This window comes from Williamsia sp. 1138 (assembly GCF_002095435.2).
Lineage (GTDB): Bacteria > Actinomycetota > Actinomycetes > Mycobacteriales > Mycobacteriaceae > Williamsia.
Map to the genome: position 1 here is coordinate 136543 of NZ_MJEJ02000050.1, position 16466 is coordinate 153008.

Sequence of the window (16466 nt, forward strand, 5' to 3'; positions counted from 1 at the left end):
GACGACACCTGAAGTGCACTGTGACCGGTACTGTCGCAGTCGATGATCCGACCACTACAGCGTGCTTCGGTCCTGGTGGCCGCGCTGATACTCCTGCTATCGCTCAGTGGACCTGTCGTGGTGACCGCCGCGCCCGTCACGCTGACGCCACCGATCGGCGTACCGGCGCCCGAGACGGTCACCGATGGGTGCCCGTACCAGACCACCCCGGTCCCGCCCGTCGACGAGTCCGAGGTCGTGCCGGCCGGCGTGCCGTCCCCTGCACCGCTGCCGGTACCCGATCCTCCGGTAGGTGGAGACCTGCTCGGAGGGTGCGGGGTCGTCCTCGCCCCTGGAGCCGCTCCCGTGCCTGCAGGCCTGACCGCCGCTGGTTGGTTGATCGCCGATCTGACCGCCGGGAAGGTGCTCGCAGCGAAGGATCCGCATGGCCGCTACCGCCCGGCCAGCACCATCAAGGTGTTGCTCGCCCTGGTGGTCCTCGACGAACTGGATCTGGACGCCACGATCACCGGCACCCAGGAAGACGACGAGGTCGAGGGCGACGCCGCCGGAGTCGGTCCCGGCGGCACCTACACCGTCCGCGACCTGCTCACCGGACTCATGCTGGTGTCTGGCAACGACTGTGCGCACGCTCTGGCCCGCGAACTCGGTGGCCAGGACGCGGCCGTGGAGAAGATGAACGAGAAGGCGGCGGAACTGGGGGCAACCGACACCCGCGCCGCCTCCGCGTCCGGTCTCGACGGGCCCGGCATGAGCAGCTCACCCTACGATGAGGCGCTGATCTTCCGTGCGGCCCTGCAATTTCCCGAGTTCGTCGAGATCTCACGGCATGACGAACTCCGGTTCCCGGGATATCCCGGCATGCCCACGGAGACCACCGACGCCGACGGGACCGAACCGTCGACCGAGACCACGGTGGAAACCACCCCGTCCGGCGACCCTGGTATCGACCTCTACAACATGAACCAGTTGCTCTACAGCTATCCGGGCATGATCGCCGGGAAGACCGGGTACACGGACGATGCCCGAAAAACATTCGTCGGCGCGGCAGAGCGTGACGGCCGCCAGATCCTCATCGTGCAGATGTACGGACTCAACGACGGGCCCGGCTCGTTCTGGCGCCAGGCCGAGGCCATGCTCGACTACGGATACGCCCAGCCCGCCGAGCGAAACATCGGCACCCTGATCGAGGAGCCGGGCCAGCCGACCGAATCCGCAGACGCCGAGCCCCGAGACGGCAATCGGGTCGCCGCCCCCGAGTCCGAGTCCGGCACCGACTGGACTGTTCGACTGTTCATCGGGTTGATCGGTGCTCTCGTCGTCGTCGGCCTCGTGTACGCCGGCCTGCGGATGAACAAACGACACTGACGCCGCTCGCACTCCGGATCACACGCGACTAGGACCGTCGCCGGGTCAGCGCCGCCGAGATACCCACGGCAGCAACCACACCGGTCCCGATGGCTGCCGCGACGCCGCGCGGCCCGAGGCCCTCGCGTACCTGCACACGCGGATCGATGACCACCGGCTCCGGAATCGAGGCCGGTTCGTACTTACGATTGCGCGGATCCGTCGCGGCCCACGCAGTCGCGAACAAGATGATGCGAGTGGTGATGAACGCGAACACCATGATGCCCAGAATGGGGCCGAACGTGGCGCCCGCAGGGCCGGTGATCACCGACTGCAGGTAAAAACTCGCCACGAACTTGAAGATCTCGAACACGACGGCCGTCAGCAGACCCGCCCTCGCCGCGTTCCTCAGGGGCAACGCGATGCGCGGCAACTTCGCTATCACCCAGGTGAAGAGAAGCCACGAGGCGAAGATCGAAAGGACAATGGACACAGCCCTGATCGCTATGAACACTCCCGGAAGCTCGTCGAGCTGCAGCCATTCGAGGATTTTGGCCGTCAGACCGCTGCTCGACAGGGCCGACAGCGCGAAGGTGACCACCATGGCCGCGAACAGCCCGAGCAACGCCGCGAGATCGGCCAGCTTGGTCTTCACCACGCCGTCGGACTCGGGCTCATCACCCCACTGCACCGTCAGCGCCATGCGCAGATTCGCCATCCAGCCCAGTCCGGCGTACAGCGCCACCACCAGACCGATGACACCGATCGTCGTACGGGAGTCGATCGCCTGATTCATCAGATCGGTCAGCTGGTCCCCCATGCTGCCGTCCACCGACTCCGCGATCTTCTCCTTCGCGCGGTCCAGTAGATCGGGGTTGTTGACGAAGACGAAGCCCGCCACGGCGAACCCGATCATCAGTAGCGGGAACAAGGCGAAGATGCTGAAATACGTTGTCCCGGCCGCGAAGTAGTCACCCTTGCTGCCCTGATAGCGCTGACCTGCCTCGACGAGGTGGTCCAACCAGGGACGAGCCGCGCGCTGCTTGTCGAGAAAGGATGGCTTTTCAGCGTTGTCTTCGGTCGCAGGTGTGTACTTGCGCTCCGGCGCCTTGGTGTCGACGTTCGTGGAGTCGCGACCCCCGATTCGCGGGTGGCGCGCTGGTGACATCGGTTTCCCCGTTCGGTAGGTCAGTCCATCTCAGCTGGGTGCTACGAACCCAACTTTGTCATAAACCATCTGCAATGTTCGGGAAGCGACCTCTCGGGCACGCTCGGCACCCGCTGCGAGCACCCGGTCGATTTCGGCGGTGTCGCTGAGCAACTCGTCGAAACGCTCGCGCAGCGGCGTGACGAACGCGGTCAGCGCATCCGCGGTGTCGACCTTGAGCTGGCCGTAACCTTGCCCCTCGTACCCCGCGACCAGATCGGTCACGGAGGCACCCGTCAATGCCGACTGAATGGTCAGAAGGTTGCTGACGCCGGGCTTCTCCGCCCGGTCGAAGACGATCTCGCGCCCGTTGTCGGTCACGGCAGAGCGCAATTTCTTCGCCGACCGTTTGGGATCGTCGAGCAGGTTGATCAGTCCTGAATCGGACTCTGCGGACTTGCTCATCTTGGCGGCCGGATTCTGCAGATCGTAGATCTTCGCGGTCTCCTTCACGATGAACACCTCCGGCACCGCGAAGGTCTTCCCGAACCGGGAGTTGAAGCGCTGCGCAAGGTTTCGGGTCAGCTCCAGATGCTGACGCTGATCTTCGCCCACCGGCACCGAGTCGACCTGAAAGGTGAGGATGTCGGCGGCCATCAGGATCGGATAGGTGAAGAGTCCGACACTCGCGTGGTCGACGCCGGCCTTGGCCGACTTGTCCTTGAATTGCGTCATCCTGCTCGCCTCGCCGAAACCGGTGAGACACGAGAGCACCCAGGTCAGCTGCGCAATCTGCGGGACGTGCGACTGCAGGTAGATGGTCGCGCGCCCGGGATCGACCCCGAGCGCGAGGAGCTGGGCGACGCTGCGCCTGGACCGCTCCCGCAGCGCCTTCGGATCATGCGCCGTGGTGATGGCATGCATGTCCGGGATGAAGTAGAACGCTTCGTCGAACTCATCCTGCAACTTCACCCACTGCTGCACGGCACCGAGATAGTTCCCGAGGTGGAACGAATCGCTGGTCGGCTGGATGCCCGACAAGACGCGTTTGCGCCGCTGCGGTGGGCTGGTCTCGGTTGTCACGTCACTCACCGGTGAATTCTCTCATCCGGCCGCGACCGGTTTTACGAGTACTCCACTGTGACCGGCGCATGGTCGGACCACCGCAGGTCGTATGCGCCGGCGCGGTGCACATAGGACTTCGTCGCCTTGGCGGCCAGTCGCTTGTTGGCCAGCTGGTAATCGATCCGCCAGCCCGCGTCGTTGTCGAATGCCTTGCCGCGCCAACTCCACCAGGAATACGGTCCGGCGACGTCCCCGGCGAGCTCCCGCGCGACATCGTTCCAGCCGCTCTCGAGAAGACCGGCCACCCATGCCCGCTCTTCCGGCAGGAAGCCCGGGTTCTTCACGTTTCCATTGGCGTTCTTCAGGTCGAGTTCGGTGGGCGCTATGTTCCAATCACCGCCGACGACAACGTCGCGACGCTTACGTGCGACCTTGCCGAGATGCGCGGCGAACTCGTCGAGAAAGCGGAACTTCTCGTCCCTCTTCGGCCCATCACCGGCGCCCTTCGGGAGGTACAGGCTCGCGACCGTCAAGTCACCGAAGTCGGCCTCGATATAGCGACCGGTGGAGTCGAACTCGTCGCTTCCGAAGCCCCGCCGGATCTTGTCCGGTTCGGTTCTGGACAGGATCGCGACCCCGGAGTGCCCTTTGATGGCGGCTTCACTCATACACAAGTGCCACCCGGCTGCCAACGCCGGAGCCAGCGCTTCGAAGGTCTGCTCTTCGGTGGCCCGAGTCTCTTGCAGGAGAACATAATCGGTGTCGGTGTCGCGCAGCCAGGGCAGCAATCCGAGATTGCGTTCCGACCGCTCTTTCACTGCCGCGCGGATGCCGTTTGCGTTTATCGTGGTCACGATTGTCGTCACGTCCGCCGAGCCTACGGGCGGGCACCGACACGAGATCGAGCGGGACTCGCGGCAAAGGCGGCCAGACCACCGCTGCGATTACGGCGTGGCCGACCCGCCGGCCTGCGACGTCATCGCGCGTCTGCCGTGACCAGCTGTTCGACGACGGGAGCCGCTCGCCTCCTGGTCCGCCGGGCATAGAGCAGAGCCATACCGAGAACCACCATGCCCGCCACGGCGAGGCCCGCACCGAGCACCGACGGCGCGCGGTATCCGTAACCGGCCGCGATCACGAGGCCGCCGAGCCATGCGCCACCTGCGTTCGCGATGTTCAGCGCCGAGTGGTTGAGCGCGGCCGCCAGCGTCTGTGCGTCATCGGCGACGTCCATCAGCCTGATCTGCAGCGCAGGGGTCAGAGCGGTCCCGCTCAGCCCGATCAGGAAGGTGAGCGCCAACGCCGCCCAGGCGTTCGAGGCGAGCAGCGCGAAGAGCAGCAGCATCGCCATGATCGCCACGAGGCCGATCGCGATGGCGCGGACGACTCCGCGGTCGGCAAGCCAACCGCCTGCGAGGTTGCCGGCCACCATGCCGAGCCCGAAGAGCATCAGCGCAATCGGGATGAGCGACTCGGACACGCCCGAAACGCTGGTCAACGTCGTGTTGATGTAGGTGTAGAACGCGAACATGCCGCCGAATCCGACGATCCCGATGAACAGGGTGAACCACACCTGTGGACGCACGAGCGCACCGAGTTCTGTCATCGGATTGGTGATCTTCATGCCGCTCAGAGACGGCAGATACCACCAGAGTGCCGCGATGGTGAGCAACCCGATCACGGCGACGACGACGAAGGCCGCTCGCCAACCGAGTGTGCTGCCGAGCCAGGTGGCAGCGGGCACCCCGACAACGTTCGCCACGCTCAGGCCGAGCATGACCTGCCCCACCGCCTTGGCCCGGGACGACGGTCCGGCAAGGTACGCGGCCACGAGCGACGCCACCCCGAAGTAGGCACCATGCGGCAGACCCGCGATGAAGCGGGCGAACATCAACATGCCGTAGGACTGCGCGAAGACGGTGGCGGCATTGCCGACCGTGAAAGCGATCATCAGTGCGATCAGCAGGGTGCGCCGAGACATCCGAGCGGTCAGGGCCGCGATCAGCGGGGCACCGACGACCACACCGAGCGCGTAGGCGGAGATCACATGACCGGCGGTTGGCTCGGTGGTTCCCAGCGACTGCGCGATCGAGGGCAGCAGGCCCATGGCGACGAACTCCGTGGTACCGATACCGAAGGCACCGAGGGCCAGGGCGAGGATGACGGTCCGTCTGCTGCCACGCATCTCCCCCGTTGGAGCTGGGGCGGTGGCACTGACTGCAGACATGGACCATCCTCTCGGGACGTTCGGGGTGACGGCTCCGTTGCCGAAATGACTAAGGTGCAAACCGTCGCAGGCGCCGCACCATTCCGCAACTGGCCGTGAACTGCCACACAGAGGACACGAGCCCTGGGCCGACGCGGATGCGAACGGCCGTCGCCGACCGGGGTCAGCCCGCCTTGATGGCCGCTTCGAGATTCTCGTCGATCGCACCCAGGAATTCCTCGGTGGTGAGATAGGCCTGGTCACCGCCGACGAGCTGAGCGAGATCCTTGGTCATCTTGCCGCCCTCCACGGTGTCGATGACCACGTCTTCGAGCTTCTGCGCGAACTCCCGGACCTCCGGGGTGTTGTCGAGCTTGCCGCGATGATCGAGGCCACGGGTCCACGCGAAGATCGATGCGATCGGGTTGGTCGAGGTCGGTTTTCCCTGCTGATGCTGGCGGTAGTGCCGCGTCACCGTTCCATGGGCGGCCTCGGCTTCACAGATACGGCCGTCGGGGGTCAGCAGGACCGAGGTCATCAGGCCGAGCGATCCGTACCCCTGCGCAACGGTGTCCGACTGGACGTCACCGTCGTAGTTTTTGCACGCCCAGACGTAGCCGCCCTCCCATTTCAGGCTGGAGGCAACCATGTCGTCGATGAGGCGGTGCTCGTAATGGATTCCTGCAGCATCGAACTCGGCCTTGAACTCGGTGTCGAAGACATGTTGGAAGATGTCCTTGAAAGCGCCGTCATAGGCCTTGAGGATGGTGTTCTTCGTCGACAGATAGACCGGGTAATTGCGCTGCAGGCCGTAGTTCAGCGAGGCCCGTGCGAAGTCCTCGATGGACTTGTTGAAGTTGTACATCCCCATCACGACGCCGCCCTCGGGGGGCATCTGGACGATCTCGTGCTCGATCGGCTCCGAGCCGTCGTCCGGCGTGTAGGTGATGGTGACCTTGCCACCCGAAGGGACCTTGAAATCCGTTGCGCGGTACTGGTCGCCGAAGGCGTGGCGCCCGACGATGACCGGTTTCGTCCACCCAGGAACCAGTCTCGGGACGTTCGAGATGATGATGGGGGCACGAAAGATGGTTCCGCCGAGAATGTTCCGAATGGTGCCGTTGGGCGAACGCCACATCTTCTTGAGGCCGAACTCCTCGACGCGAGCCTCGTCCGGTGTGATCGTCGCGCACTTCACCCCGACGCCGTGCTCGAGGATGGCGTTCGCGGAATCGATGGTCACCTGATCGTCGGTGCGATCGCGCTCCTCGATCCCGAGGTCGTAGTAATCGAGGTCGATGTCCAGATAGGGGTGGATCAGCCTTTCTTTGATGAACTGCCAGATGATTCGCGTCATCTCGTCGCCGTCCAACTCTACGACTGTTCCTTCGACCTTGATCTTGCCCATATGGCTACGCGTCCTCCTGCGATGTGCTGCCCTGCGAACGGGGCTTGTCTACTGCGACCTCGTCCGGTCGCGCGCACGTCCGACGCATCCGATCTGACACGGCGCGAGGAAACCGGCCGCACCACCCAAGAAAATATGACGGGCGTACTGCTAAATCAGCATACCCGTAGTCCGAGCGTCGAGAGCATCGGTTCTCGTGCTGTTCCGCGCAGACCACGCCGGCCACACAGACCCATGTACCTCAGACAAACCCACGTGCTGCACCGCTGGGTGTGTATGAGGTAGGTGGGTTTGTGGTTCCGTCAGGATGCGGCCGCCGGTTCAAGCTCTGGTTCCACAGCGCCGCCACCGGGCTCCTCTGCCGGGGCGACGTCAACCGAGGTGGGCGCAGAAGAAGCGGGTGCCAACGTGCCTGCCGGTGACCAGTCGGGCGCGGCCGACTCATCGGTTGGCTCGGCGGTCGCAGGGGTCGCCGCGGCCGGCTTCGACGCCACCGGCTCGGTCGCAGGCGGCGGGGTCGACACCCACGCAGGTTCAGGTGCGGCGGTCTGCGGGAGATCTTCCGGTTCGATCCAGACCCGGCCCTCCGGCGAGACCTCCGTCGCGGTTTGTTGCGTCGCGGACACGGGCGCCTCCGCGCGCGGCTCGGGAACGATACCGAGCCTGGTGCCGTCGAGTTGGTCGAGCTGCCGGTCGATCTCGGCAATCCAGTCGCGGACGAAGTTCTCCGGGTAACGCAGGATGCTGAGAGCGCTGTCACCGATCGCCTGCCAGGCACCGGGACTTCCTGACAGGGCGTCGCGAAGAACCCAGAGATCCGGTAGGTATGCGCCGTGTCCGAGATGCGGCAGTGGTGCCACCAGATCGTTGAAGGCATGGAACAGCGGACGAAGCACCGCGAGTTCCGGGAACTGCAGTGGATTGTCGACAGCGACGTACCGGTACGGCAGGCCGAGACTCTTGAGGATGACCCCGATCGCAGGGTCAGATGGGATGAGCACGTCGTCTGCGGGCCCGCCGCTGACGTCGGGACCGTTCTCGATGTCGTCGTCATAGGTGACGTGTTTGACGAAGTAGCCCAGCAATCCGTCGATGGCCCTGAACGGGTAATGCAGTGGATCCTGCAGGTCGCAGATGGGGTCGCCTTCTACGCAGAACTGCGTGACGCTCGCGCCGCCGAAACCTTCCCGCGGACCGTTCATGGTGATGCCGGGGAGTACTCCCGGGAGGATCAACTCGATGCCGCGACCCTGGGCGTCTCCGGTGCGACGCGGGTCGGAGTACAGCTCACCCGATACCTGCGCCGGATCGATGTCCACCGAGCTCTGCCGACGGCCGATCTCCGACAACACGTCCCCGGCGATACGGGCACCCTGGGAGTACCCGACGATCACGACCGGCCGCTCCGGACACGCTGCGTGATACGCCGCCACCGCGGTCTCGAGGTTCGCGATCCCCTCGTCGACACTCTGGTCGTACGACGTCGCACCGAGGGGCCACAGCACACCTGGATACTCGACGACTTCGATCCGATAGTCCTTGCCCTGCGTTCCGTAGCGCGTCTCCAGGCCGGCTGTGTGCAAGGAGTTCGGATCGGCGGTTCCGGGCACGACGAACACGCGACCTTGCGCGCAATCGACCGGATCATCGGCCGCGTTCGCCGGCTGAGCCAAGAACCCGACGACCGGCAGGGTCACCGCCACGGTGGCAGCGGCGGCCATCGAACGACGCCCCGAACTCGTCCGGGCACGAGCCCGCTTTCTGTGCGAACCCATACCGGCCCCTTGGTGGTCGTGACTGCGAGCGGTCGAGGTATCGCAGAAGAATGATTGCTACTGGCGAAGAAACAATCATAAAAGCCCACCTCCGATCACAGCTATCCATCGAACGTGTGAACCACCGGGCACGTCCGCCATGTGCCGTCGTCGGCGGGGCAAGAACGATACGGGAATCCGGGAGCCGGAAACGGAGAGGAATCGAGGTGCGCGAGAGGGTTCTCAGCGACTCCCACGCGTGTTATATCCTCTACTGCGAAAGGTCATGAGTGTCAGCAACAAGCCCCGGCTCGCTGACCGGCAACCCTCCAACCGCGGTGGGGTGCTCCGGGTGATGACCTGGTTGCGGTTCGCCGCAGCAAGCGCGGGTCCGCAGGTCGGGCCCAATTTCAATTGGATGTTTCACCGACCGAGAAAGAGAATTCTTGCATGTCTGACAACGACGTCAATCCGGCTGACAACTGGAGCTTCGAAACCAAGCAGGTCCATGTCGGTCAGGCCCCCGACTCGCAGACCTCTGCGCGGGCCCTCCCGATCTACCAGACGACCTCGTACACGTTCCGCGACACAGAGCACGCCGCGAATCTCTTCGGTCTCGCAGAGCCGGGCAACATCTACACCCGGATCATGAACCCGACGCAGGACGCGGTCGAGCAGCGCATCGCCGCGCTAGAGGGTGGCGTCGCGGCATTGCTCGTCGCGTCAGGTCAGGCCGCAGAGACGTACGCGATCCTCAATGTCGTGGAGAACGGTGGCCACGTCGTCTCGAGCCCCCGCCTGTACGGCGGCACCTACAACCTCTTCCACTACACCCTGCCGAAGCTCGGCATCCAGGTCAGCTTCGTCGAGGATCCCGAGGATCTCGACAGCTGGCGCGCCGCCATCCAGCCCAACACCCGCGCACTGTTCGGTGAGACCATCTCGAACCCGAACAACGAGATCCTCGACCTCGTCGGTATCTCGGGGGTCGCGCACGAGGCCGGCCTTCCGCTCATCGTCGACAACACTGTCGCGACGCCGTATCTGATCAACCCACTCGCCCACGGTGCGGACATCGTCGTCCACTCCGCCACCAAGTACCTCGGTGGCCACGGCACCTCGGTCGGTGGCGTGATCGTCGACGGGGGCACGTTCGATTGGCGCGGGCAGCGTGACGGCCAGGACCTCTTCCCCGGCTTCACCACGCCGGACCCGAGCTACCACGGTGCGATCTTCGCCGACCTCGGTGCGCCGGCGTTCGCACTGAAGGCCCGGGTCCAGTGGCTCCGGGACACCGGTGCCGCCATCTCGCCGTTCAACGCCTTCCTCATCGCGCAGGGCATCGAGACCCTGAGCCTTCGCATCGAGCGTCATGTGTCGAACGCGCAGGCCGTAGCCGAGTACCTGTCCAAGCACGCGCAGGTCGAGTCTGTTGCTTACGCCGGCCTCGAATCCTCTCGCTGGTACAAGCGCGGCCAGGAACTCGCGCCCCGCGGTCAAGGCGCGATCATCGGTTTCGAGATCGCCGGTGGTGTGGACGCGGGCAAGAAGTTCGTGGACGCACTCACCCTGCACAGCCACGTCGCCAACATCGGCGACGTGCGCTCGCTGGTGATCCATCCCGCGTCGACCACCCACTCGCAGCTGATCCCGGAGGAGCAGATCGCCGCAGGTGTCTCCCCCGGCCTCGTGCGCCTGGCCGTCGGCATCGAGAACATCGCCGACATCCTGGCCGACCTCGACACCGGCTTCGCCGCGGCCAAGTGAGGTGAGTATCGACCCGCACACGCCACCGCGCACTCATCCGGACTGGGAATCCCTTCCGGATGGGCAGTTGACCAGTGTGTCGGTCGGTCCTCTCGAGTTGGACAACGGTCAGCGCATCGACAACGTGACCCTGGCGTTCCAACGCTGGGGCACGTTGTCGCCGGCACGCGACAACGTCGTGCTCGCTCTACACGCACTCACCGGCGACTCCCACGTCACCGGACCTGCCGGGCCCGATCAGCCCTCCCCCGGTTGGTGGGATGGGCTGATCGGGCCCGGCGGTCCTGTGGACACCGACGAGTGGTGTGTGATCTCGGCAAATGTCCTGGGCGGCTGCCGCGGCTCAACAGGGCCGGCATCGTTGGATTCCGAAGGGCGCGTGTGGGGTTCGCGATTCCCGCACATCACCGTGCTCGACCAGGTGCGCGCTGAGGTCGCGCTGATGGACACCCTGCAGATCGACTCGGTCGCGTCGGTCCTCGGCGGTTCGATGGGTGGTGCTCGTTCACTCGAATGGGTGATCGGCTTTCCCGACCGGGTCCGCAGCGCATTGATCCTCGCTGTCGGAGCTCGGGCGTCGGCCGATCAGATCGGCACTCAGACCACTCAGATCGCGGCCATCACCTCGGACGCGAATTGGCAGAACGGCGACTACCACGGCTCCGGCCGTGCCCCCACCGCTGGGCTCGGCATCGCTCGACGCATCGCCCACATGTACTACCGGCACGAGCTGGAACTGGACGAGCGTTTCGCGAATTCGCCTCAGGGCGACGAAGATCCACTCAACGGAGGCCGCTACGCGGTGCAGAGCTATCTCGAGCACCAGGCCGACAAGTTGGTGCATCGATTCGACCCCGGTAGCTACGTGGTGCTGTCCGAGGTCCTCAACCACCACGATGTGGGGCGTGGCCGCGGCGGTGTCGAAGCGGCGCTGCAAAGCTGCCGGGTCCCCGTCGTCATCGGTGGCATCGATTCAGACCGGCTCTACCCCTTGCGTCAGCAGGTCGAGCTGGCCGAACTCATGCCAGGATGCGTCGGCGGGTTGCACGTGGTGCATTCGGACAATGGCCACGACGGTTTCCTGACCGAGTTCGACGCCATCGCAGAGCTTCTGAAGAAGACCATAGATCTCGCTCGGCGCTAGCCGCCGGCTTCAGGCCACGGCGTATCAGCTCGCGGGCTGCGTGGTGGGCACCGAGTCCTGCTGTGGCGCAAGCGGTGCGGCCGGAGCACTCTCCGCAGGCGGCGTAGTGGGCAACGGCGACGAGGAGGCCGGCGGGGTCGTCGTCGCGGTGGCGCCGGGCGCGCTCGACGGCAGCTGACCCAGCGGTGGTGGCCAGGTGATCGACGGGATCGGGAACGGCCACAGTGAAGTACTCAACGTCGAGGTCGACGGCTGCTCGGTCGGTCCGCTCGGCGCGGGCAATTCCGTTGTCGCCCATCCTGGATCCTGATTACCGCTTCCCGCTCCGATCCCGCTGTTGTCCCCGACTGTCGCCGGAGGCAACGCCGCGGTGACCGAGACCTGCTGCTGCGGCGAGGTGACCGCGGGCGGCACGCGCGACTCGCCGGTGGAGGGCGGCGGTGGTGACGTGGTCGTCGCCTCGGCCTCGACCGTGACCGACGACGGCGTCGAGGGAGTCGACGGATTACCCGCCAGCGAGGACCCCACGGCGTACACCGTCATCAACGCTCCCGCGAGTAACGCGCCGAAAACCGCCAGGGGTGCTGCCGACAGCCAGTCGCGACTGCGTCGTCCCCCGATGAACGCCAACGTCGAGGTCCTGGTTCCGGCCGCGGCGAGAGTTGCGGCGCCGCGCGCGGCGACGGATTCCGGGGCCTGGGGCAAGATCGGTTCGAGACCGCTGCGCTCGATGACCAGGTCGCGCAGCAGTGGGATGTGGGCCAGACCCCCGACCAGGACAACCGCCTCGGGACGCGCTGCACGCGGGGTCGCGACGTACGCGGCGACCTCATCCGCGGCGGCAGTGGCCATCGGCCGCAGAAGCCGCTCGAGTGCCGTGCGGGTCACCGGCACGGGCAGTGCGGGGTTGCCGATCATGATCGACGTTGATTCGTTGACGGACAGCTCCTCTTTGGCCGTCCGGCACGCGCTCATCACGCTGGACTTGCGACGGCCGCGGACCCTTCCCGTACTGGTGAGTTCCGAGGTGAGCAAGGCGTCGAGCGTGTTGCCCGACACCGCTGTACTGCGCTGGTGATGACCGATGCGCCTGGTCGCGGGATCAACCGTGTACAAGCTCATCCCGGTGTCGCCCAGATCAACCACCACGACGGACCCGAAACGGTTGATCTCTCCGGTGGAGATCAGGTGGTGCGTAACCGCCTCGGTCTCCGCGACGAGATGGATCTGGCGTTTCGCGCCGGTACCGCGTGAGGCGATTTCTCGTGCCTGCTCGTCGGTTCGATACGCGACCCCGATCGCGCCCACGTTCGTGTCGTTGTCACGCGCTTGCCCCAACATGAGGTCGATGCCGGAATTGACCCGGCCGGCCCGGGTGAGTCCGTCCGTGGGGTCGACGTCGATGACGCGGTTGACCGTGTGAGTTCGACCGGCCTCATCGGTGGTCAGCAGTACACAGTGGATCATTCCACTGCCTGCGGACAAACCCAGTGAGGTGGTCATGACTCTCTTCCGGCTCGATGATGGTCTCGGTCGTCCGGGTTGCGCAGTTGCTGCCATCCCCCGGCGGGGCCGCTCTCACCACCCCAACACTGCCCTCTGCGAACTGCATCGCCCGTAAGGATGAAAGTGTTCCATCTTTACTGGCTGCAAGTTCAAGTTGCAGTACCACGAACCATTGTAATCAATCTGTGCCCAAAGGGTCGATGGAGGTCGCCAACCAGAGGATCGCCACGCCGGCGAGTGTCATCGAGACCACGTCTGAAAAGCGACCGCGGACTTCGAGCAGTCCGACCCGAGATGTCGGTATCAGCGCGCGCAACAGGGCCGCGAGCAAGGCCGCCGATCCGAAGACGAACGCGCCGCGCCGCCAGCGATCGACGATGAGGAAGATGGCCGCCACGATGACAACCGTCATCACCGCCAAGAACGGTAATTGGACCACTACCCAGCGCAGTTGCCGAACACGATGCAGTCGCCGCGCGCGAGCGCGACCACTGCCCGGGGTGGTCGGCTCGGTGGCCGAGGTACTGGGCATCGCGATCAGGCGCGAACCAACGCGGCCTCGGCGCGTTCGACCACGTTCGCCAACAAGAACGCCCGTGTGAGCGGGCCCACTCCCCCCGGATTGGGTGAGACATGCCCGGCCACGTCCCAGACGTCCTGTGCGACATCGCCGACGAGCCCGTCGGCCGTTCGACTGACACCGACATCGATCACCGCGGCGCCGGGTTTGACCATCGCCGCCGTGATGAGTCCGGGGACCCCTGCCGCCGCGATCACGATGTCTGCCCGCGAGACCTCGGCGGCCAGGTCGCGAGTGCCGGTGTGACAGAGCGTGACGGTGGCATTCTCGGTGCGGCGGGTCAGCAGCAGCCCGATCGGACGGCCGACGGTGACGCCGCGGCCCACGACGACGACGTGAGCGCCCCTGACCGGCACGTCATACCGGCGCAACAGATGCAGGATGCCGCGCGGCGTGCACGGTAACGCGCTCGTACCCGTCCCGGCGCCGTCGAGCACAAGTCGGCCGAGATTGATCGGGTGCAGGCCGTCTGCGTCTTTCTCGGGGTCGATGCGCTCGAGGGCCGCGTTCTCGTCCAGGTGCTTCGGCAACGGCAGCTGCACGATGTAGCCGGTGCAGCCCGGATCGGCGTTCAGCTCGTCGATCGCGGCGTTCAGCTGCTCCGTGGTGATGTCCGCGGGGAGATCCTTACGAATGGACGCGATGCCCACCTTCGCGCAGTCGTTGTGCTTGCCGCGCACATAGGCCTGCGATCCCGGGTCGTCACCCACGAGGATGGTGCCGAGACCGGGCGTGACGCCCACATCCCGGAGCTTGTCCACACGCTCCTTGAGGTCGACGAAGACCTCGTCGCGGGTGGCTTTTCCATCAAGTACGACTGCGCTCACGACGCCATTGTTTCAGGTTCCGCCCGCCGGCCGCGCCTGCCCCGTCACTACACCATGTCGAACCACGCAACGCGCGACGAACCGATGCCGCCGATCCACACTCGCCCGTTGCTCTCGACGACTCCTGTGCTCTGACCGAACCCCGGAAGATCGACCCGATGGTCGGCGACCACTCGCCCACTCGGCAGGTGGATCTTCAGCACCCACAGCGGTGCGTCCGGTTCCGGGAGAAATCGATCCGGGATCGTCCACACGAATCGCCGGAGACGTGGATGACCCGCCAGGAGTTCCAGCGGGCGGCTGCGCAGGCCCGCCATCGCGAGCCACAGATGCTCACCGTCCGGAGACAGTGAACAGTTGTCGGGATAGCCCGGCAGACCACCCCGCAGCACGTCACTCTCGCCTGTCAGCGGGTGGTATGAACGCAGACTGCGGTCGCCGGTCTCGGCGATCACCAACCGGCCGTCATGGCGCACCAGCCCGTTGGCGAATTGCAGGCCGGTCAGCAGAACGGTCGCTTGCGGCGGCCGCACCGCGTCCCCGAGGTCCACCCGGATCAGTCGTCCCGACCCGCCGTGCTCGATGATGTCGGCCTTGTAGTCGTCGAGGCTGAACCGGGTCGTCGACTGGGTCAGGTGCAGCTCGACCGGTCGTGGTGCCGAACCGCCGGAATGGCGGGTGACGATGACGTTGGAACAGAACGTCAACGGCACACCGTCGATGTGATCGAGGACGACCTCGATCTCCCCACTGCTCAACTCCATCGAGAGGAGACCGCGCCTGCTGTCACAGATCAGCAGCGTCTCACCGATGACCTCGAGCCCCAACGGCTGCCCGCCGGTGTTCGCGACCACTTCCCACCGGCCGGTAGCGGCGTCGATGGCGATGATGTTCCCGTCGACCGTCCCTGTCCAGATCCGGCCGCGATCATCGGCGACGACGTCCTCGGGCGAGGGCGAGCCGACGTCGATCACGGTGATCTCCGGTGTCAGCGGCGTGGGCCAGCCTGCGGTGTCCACCGGGGTCGGCGTCCACTTGACCGGTGCGATGGCCGGCTTTCGCCCCGTCGATCGAGCGGTCACCCCTGCCCTCCGATACGCAGGCCGTGGGCCGCCGCGAATTCCAGCGCCTGGCCGGCGTCCACCAGGGCATCGACCACGGACGCCTGCAGCCAGAGCACCGGGTCCACTCGCGCACCACGCAGATCCGCCTTGTCGAGTTTCGTGCCGATGGCGCGCACCCCGGTGAGGTCGGCCCCGGACAGGTCTGCACCGATCAGCGTCGAATCCGACAGGTTGGCCTCACGGAGCCGGCAACCTCGTAGCACCACCCCCGACAGATCGACACCACCGATCGACGTCAGCGACAGGTCGCAGTCGATCAATGTCATCGGCCGAACGCGCGAGTTCGTGATCACGGTGCCGAGCAGGCTGCAGTCGGTCATCTCGACCTTGTTCAGATGCGCCCGTTCGAAGTGGCAGTTGCGGAATGCGCTCGCGCTATGACTCGATCGGGAGAAGTTGGCCCCGCTGAAGTCGCAATCGGTGAATGTCACACCGCGCGTGCGCAGTTCACTCAGATCCGATTCAACAAAGCTGCAGCCTACATACTCGCGCTCGGACCAGTCCTCATTGGAGAAGTCAGCGAAGTCGAACCGTTCGTCGGTGGAAACCTCAACACTCATGTGCCCATGTCTACACGCCTCACCCGTGGCG

14 protein-coding genes and 1 riboswitch are annotated in these 16466 nt (G+C 65.5%); of the genes, 3 read left to right on the forward strand and 11 right to left on the reverse strand.

Going from position 1 to position 16466, the window contains the following annotated elements:
• Positions 1–42: 42 nt before the first annotated feature.
• Positions 43–1368: a D-alanyl-D-alanine carboxypeptidase family protein gene (locus BH683_RS21540; protein WP_084838327.1), complete on the forward strand. Its 1326-nt coding sequence runs from the start codon at positions 43–45 to the stop codon at positions 1366–1368.
• A gap of 28 nt (positions 1369–1396) precedes the next feature.
• Here the strand turns inward: BH683_RS21540 and yhjD are convergent, their stop codons facing one another.
• The 6 genes from yhjD to BH683_RS21570 all read right to left on the reverse strand — a co-directional run bounded on the left by yhjD (position 1397) and on the right by BH683_RS21570 (position 8948).
• The gene (yhjD, locus tag BH683_RS21545; protein WP_084838328.1) at positions 1397–2515 is read right to left on the reverse strand and encodes an inner membrane protein YhjD; all 1119 of its coding nucleotides are present in this window, start codon (positions 2513–2515) and stop codon (positions 1397–1399) included.
• 30 nt (positions 2516–2545) lie between these two features.
• Positions 2546–3586 carry a tryptophan--tRNA ligase gene (trpS, locus tag BH683_RS21550; RefSeq protein ID WP_084838329.1) on the reverse strand — a complete coding sequence of 347 codons (1041 nt, stop codon included), beginning with the start codon at positions 3584–3586 and terminating at the stop codon, positions 2546–2548.
• Between the two features lie 32 nt (positions 3587–3618).
• Positions 3619–4425, reverse strand: coding sequence for an exodeoxyribonuclease III (locus BH683_RS21555; protein WP_084838330.1), 807 nt, complete (start codon positions 4423–4425; stop codon positions 3619–3621).
• 110 nt (positions 4426–4535) lie between these two features.
• Positions 4536–5744 carry an MFS transporter gene (locus tag BH683_RS21560; RefSeq protein WP_246833522.1) on the reverse strand — a complete coding sequence of 403 codons (1209 nt, stop codon included), beginning with the start codon at positions 5742–5744 and terminating at the stop codon, positions 4536–4538.
• A 205-nt stretch (positions 5745–5949) separates the two neighbouring features.
• Positions 5950–7173 carry an NADP-dependent isocitrate dehydrogenase gene (locus tag BH683_RS21565; protein ID WP_084838332.1) on the reverse strand — a complete coding sequence of 408 codons (1224 nt, stop codon included), beginning with the start codon at positions 7171–7173 and terminating at the stop codon, positions 5950–5952.
• Positions 7174–7475: 302 nt separating this feature from the next.
• The gene (locus BH683_RS21570) at positions 7476–8948 is read right to left on the reverse strand and encodes a PE-PPE domain-containing protein (RefSeq protein WP_084838333.1); all 1473 of its coding nucleotides are present in this window, start codon (positions 8946–8948) and stop codon (positions 7476–7478) included.
• 261 nt (positions 8949–9209) lie between these two features.
• A riboswitch (SAM riboswitch) is annotated at positions 9210–9319 on the forward strand.
• 58 nt (positions 9320–9377) lie between these two features.
• Between BH683_RS21570 and BH683_RS21575 the strand changes: the two genes are divergently transcribed.
• Together BH683_RS21575 and BH683_RS21580 are read left to right on the forward strand one after the other, a co-directional pair.
• The gene (locus BH683_RS21575; protein WP_084838334.1) at positions 9378–10694 is read left to right on the forward strand and encodes a bifunctional o-acetylhomoserine/o-acetylserine sulfhydrylase; all 1317 of its coding nucleotides are present in this window, start codon (positions 9378–9380) and stop codon (positions 10692–10694) included.
• 1 nt (position 10695) lies between these two features.
• Entirely contained in the window at positions 10696–11838 is a 1143-nt protein-coding gene (locus BH683_RS21580) for a homoserine O-acetyltransferase (protein WP_084838335.1), read from the forward strand.
• A 24-nt stretch (positions 11839–11862) separates the two neighbouring features.
• Here BH683_RS21580 and BH683_RS21585 read toward each other — a convergent pair whose 3' ends face one another.
• The 5 genes from BH683_RS21585 to BH683_RS21605 form a co-directional block, all read right to left on the reverse strand.
• Positions 11863–13341 (reverse strand): Hsp70 family protein, encoded by a 1479-nt coding sequence (locus BH683_RS21585; protein ID WP_084838336.1) that lies wholly within the window; start codon positions 13339–13341, stop codon positions 11863–11865.
• A gap of 181 nt (positions 13342–13522) precedes the next feature.
• Positions 13523–13876: a DUF3017 domain-containing protein gene (locus BH683_RS21590; RefSeq protein WP_084838337.1), complete on the reverse strand. Its 354-nt coding sequence runs from the start codon at positions 13874–13876 to the stop codon at positions 13523–13525.
• Between the two features lie 5 nt (positions 13877–13881).
• The gene (locus BH683_RS21595; protein WP_084838338.1) at positions 13882–14751 is read right to left on the reverse strand and encodes a bifunctional methylenetetrahydrofolate dehydrogenase/methenyltetrahydrofolate cyclohydrolase; all 870 of its coding nucleotides are present in this window, start codon (positions 14749–14751) and stop codon (positions 13882–13884) included.
• 47 nt (positions 14752–14798) lie between these two features.
• Positions 14799–15833, reverse strand: coding sequence for a hypothetical protein (locus BH683_RS21600; RefSeq protein WP_084838339.1), 1035 nt, complete (start codon positions 15831–15833; stop codon positions 14799–14801).
• The gene (locus BH683_RS21605; protein ID WP_084838340.1) at positions 15830–16435 is read right to left on the reverse strand and encodes a pentapeptide repeat-containing protein; all 606 of its coding nucleotides are present in this window, start codon (positions 16433–16435) and stop codon (positions 15830–15832) included. Before BH683_RS21605 ends, BH683_RS21600 begins: the two co-directional genes overlap by 4 nt.
• Positions 16436–16466 lie beyond the last annotated feature (31 nt).

What these genes read in the sequence shown, in the direction of transcription:
- yhjD (WP_084838328.1), bottom strand. Translation starts at nt 2,515, where the DNA reads ATGTCACCAGCGCGCCACCCGCGAATCGGGGGTCGCGACTCCACGAAC.
- BH683_RS21540 (WP_084838327.1), top strand. Translation starts at nt 43, where the DNA reads ATGATCCGACCACTACAGCGTGCTTCGGTCCTGGTGGCCGCGCTGATA.
- BH683_RS21605 (WP_084838340.1), bottom strand. Translation starts at nt 16,435, where the DNA reads ATGAGTGTTGAGGTTTCCACCGACGAACGGTTCGACTTCGCTGACTTC.
- BH683_RS21570 (WP_084838333.1), bottom strand. Translation starts at nt 8,948, where the DNA reads ATGGGTTCGCACAGAAAGCGGGCTCGTGCCCGGACGAGTTCGGGGCGT.
- BH683_RS21565 (WP_084838332.1), bottom strand. Translation starts at nt 7,173, where the DNA reads ATGGGCAAGATCAAGGTCGAAGGAACAGTCGTAGAGTTGGACGGCGAC.
- BH683_RS21590 (WP_084838337.1), bottom strand. Translation starts at nt 13,876, where the DNA reads ATGCCCAGTACCTCGGCCACCGAGCCGACCACCCCGGGCAGTGGTCGC.
- BH683_RS21575 (WP_084838334.1), top strand. Translation starts at nt 9,378, where the DNA reads ATGTCTGACAACGACGTCAATCCGGCTGACAACTGGAGCTTCGAAACC.
- BH683_RS21560 (WP_246833522.1), bottom strand. Translation starts at nt 5,744, where the DNA reads ATGCGTGGCAGCAGACGGACCGTCATCCTCGCCCTGGCCCTCGGTGCC.
- BH683_RS21585 (WP_084838336.1), bottom strand. Translation starts at nt 13,341, where the DNA reads ATGACCACCTCACTGGGTTTGTCCGCAGGCAGTGGAATGATCCACTGT.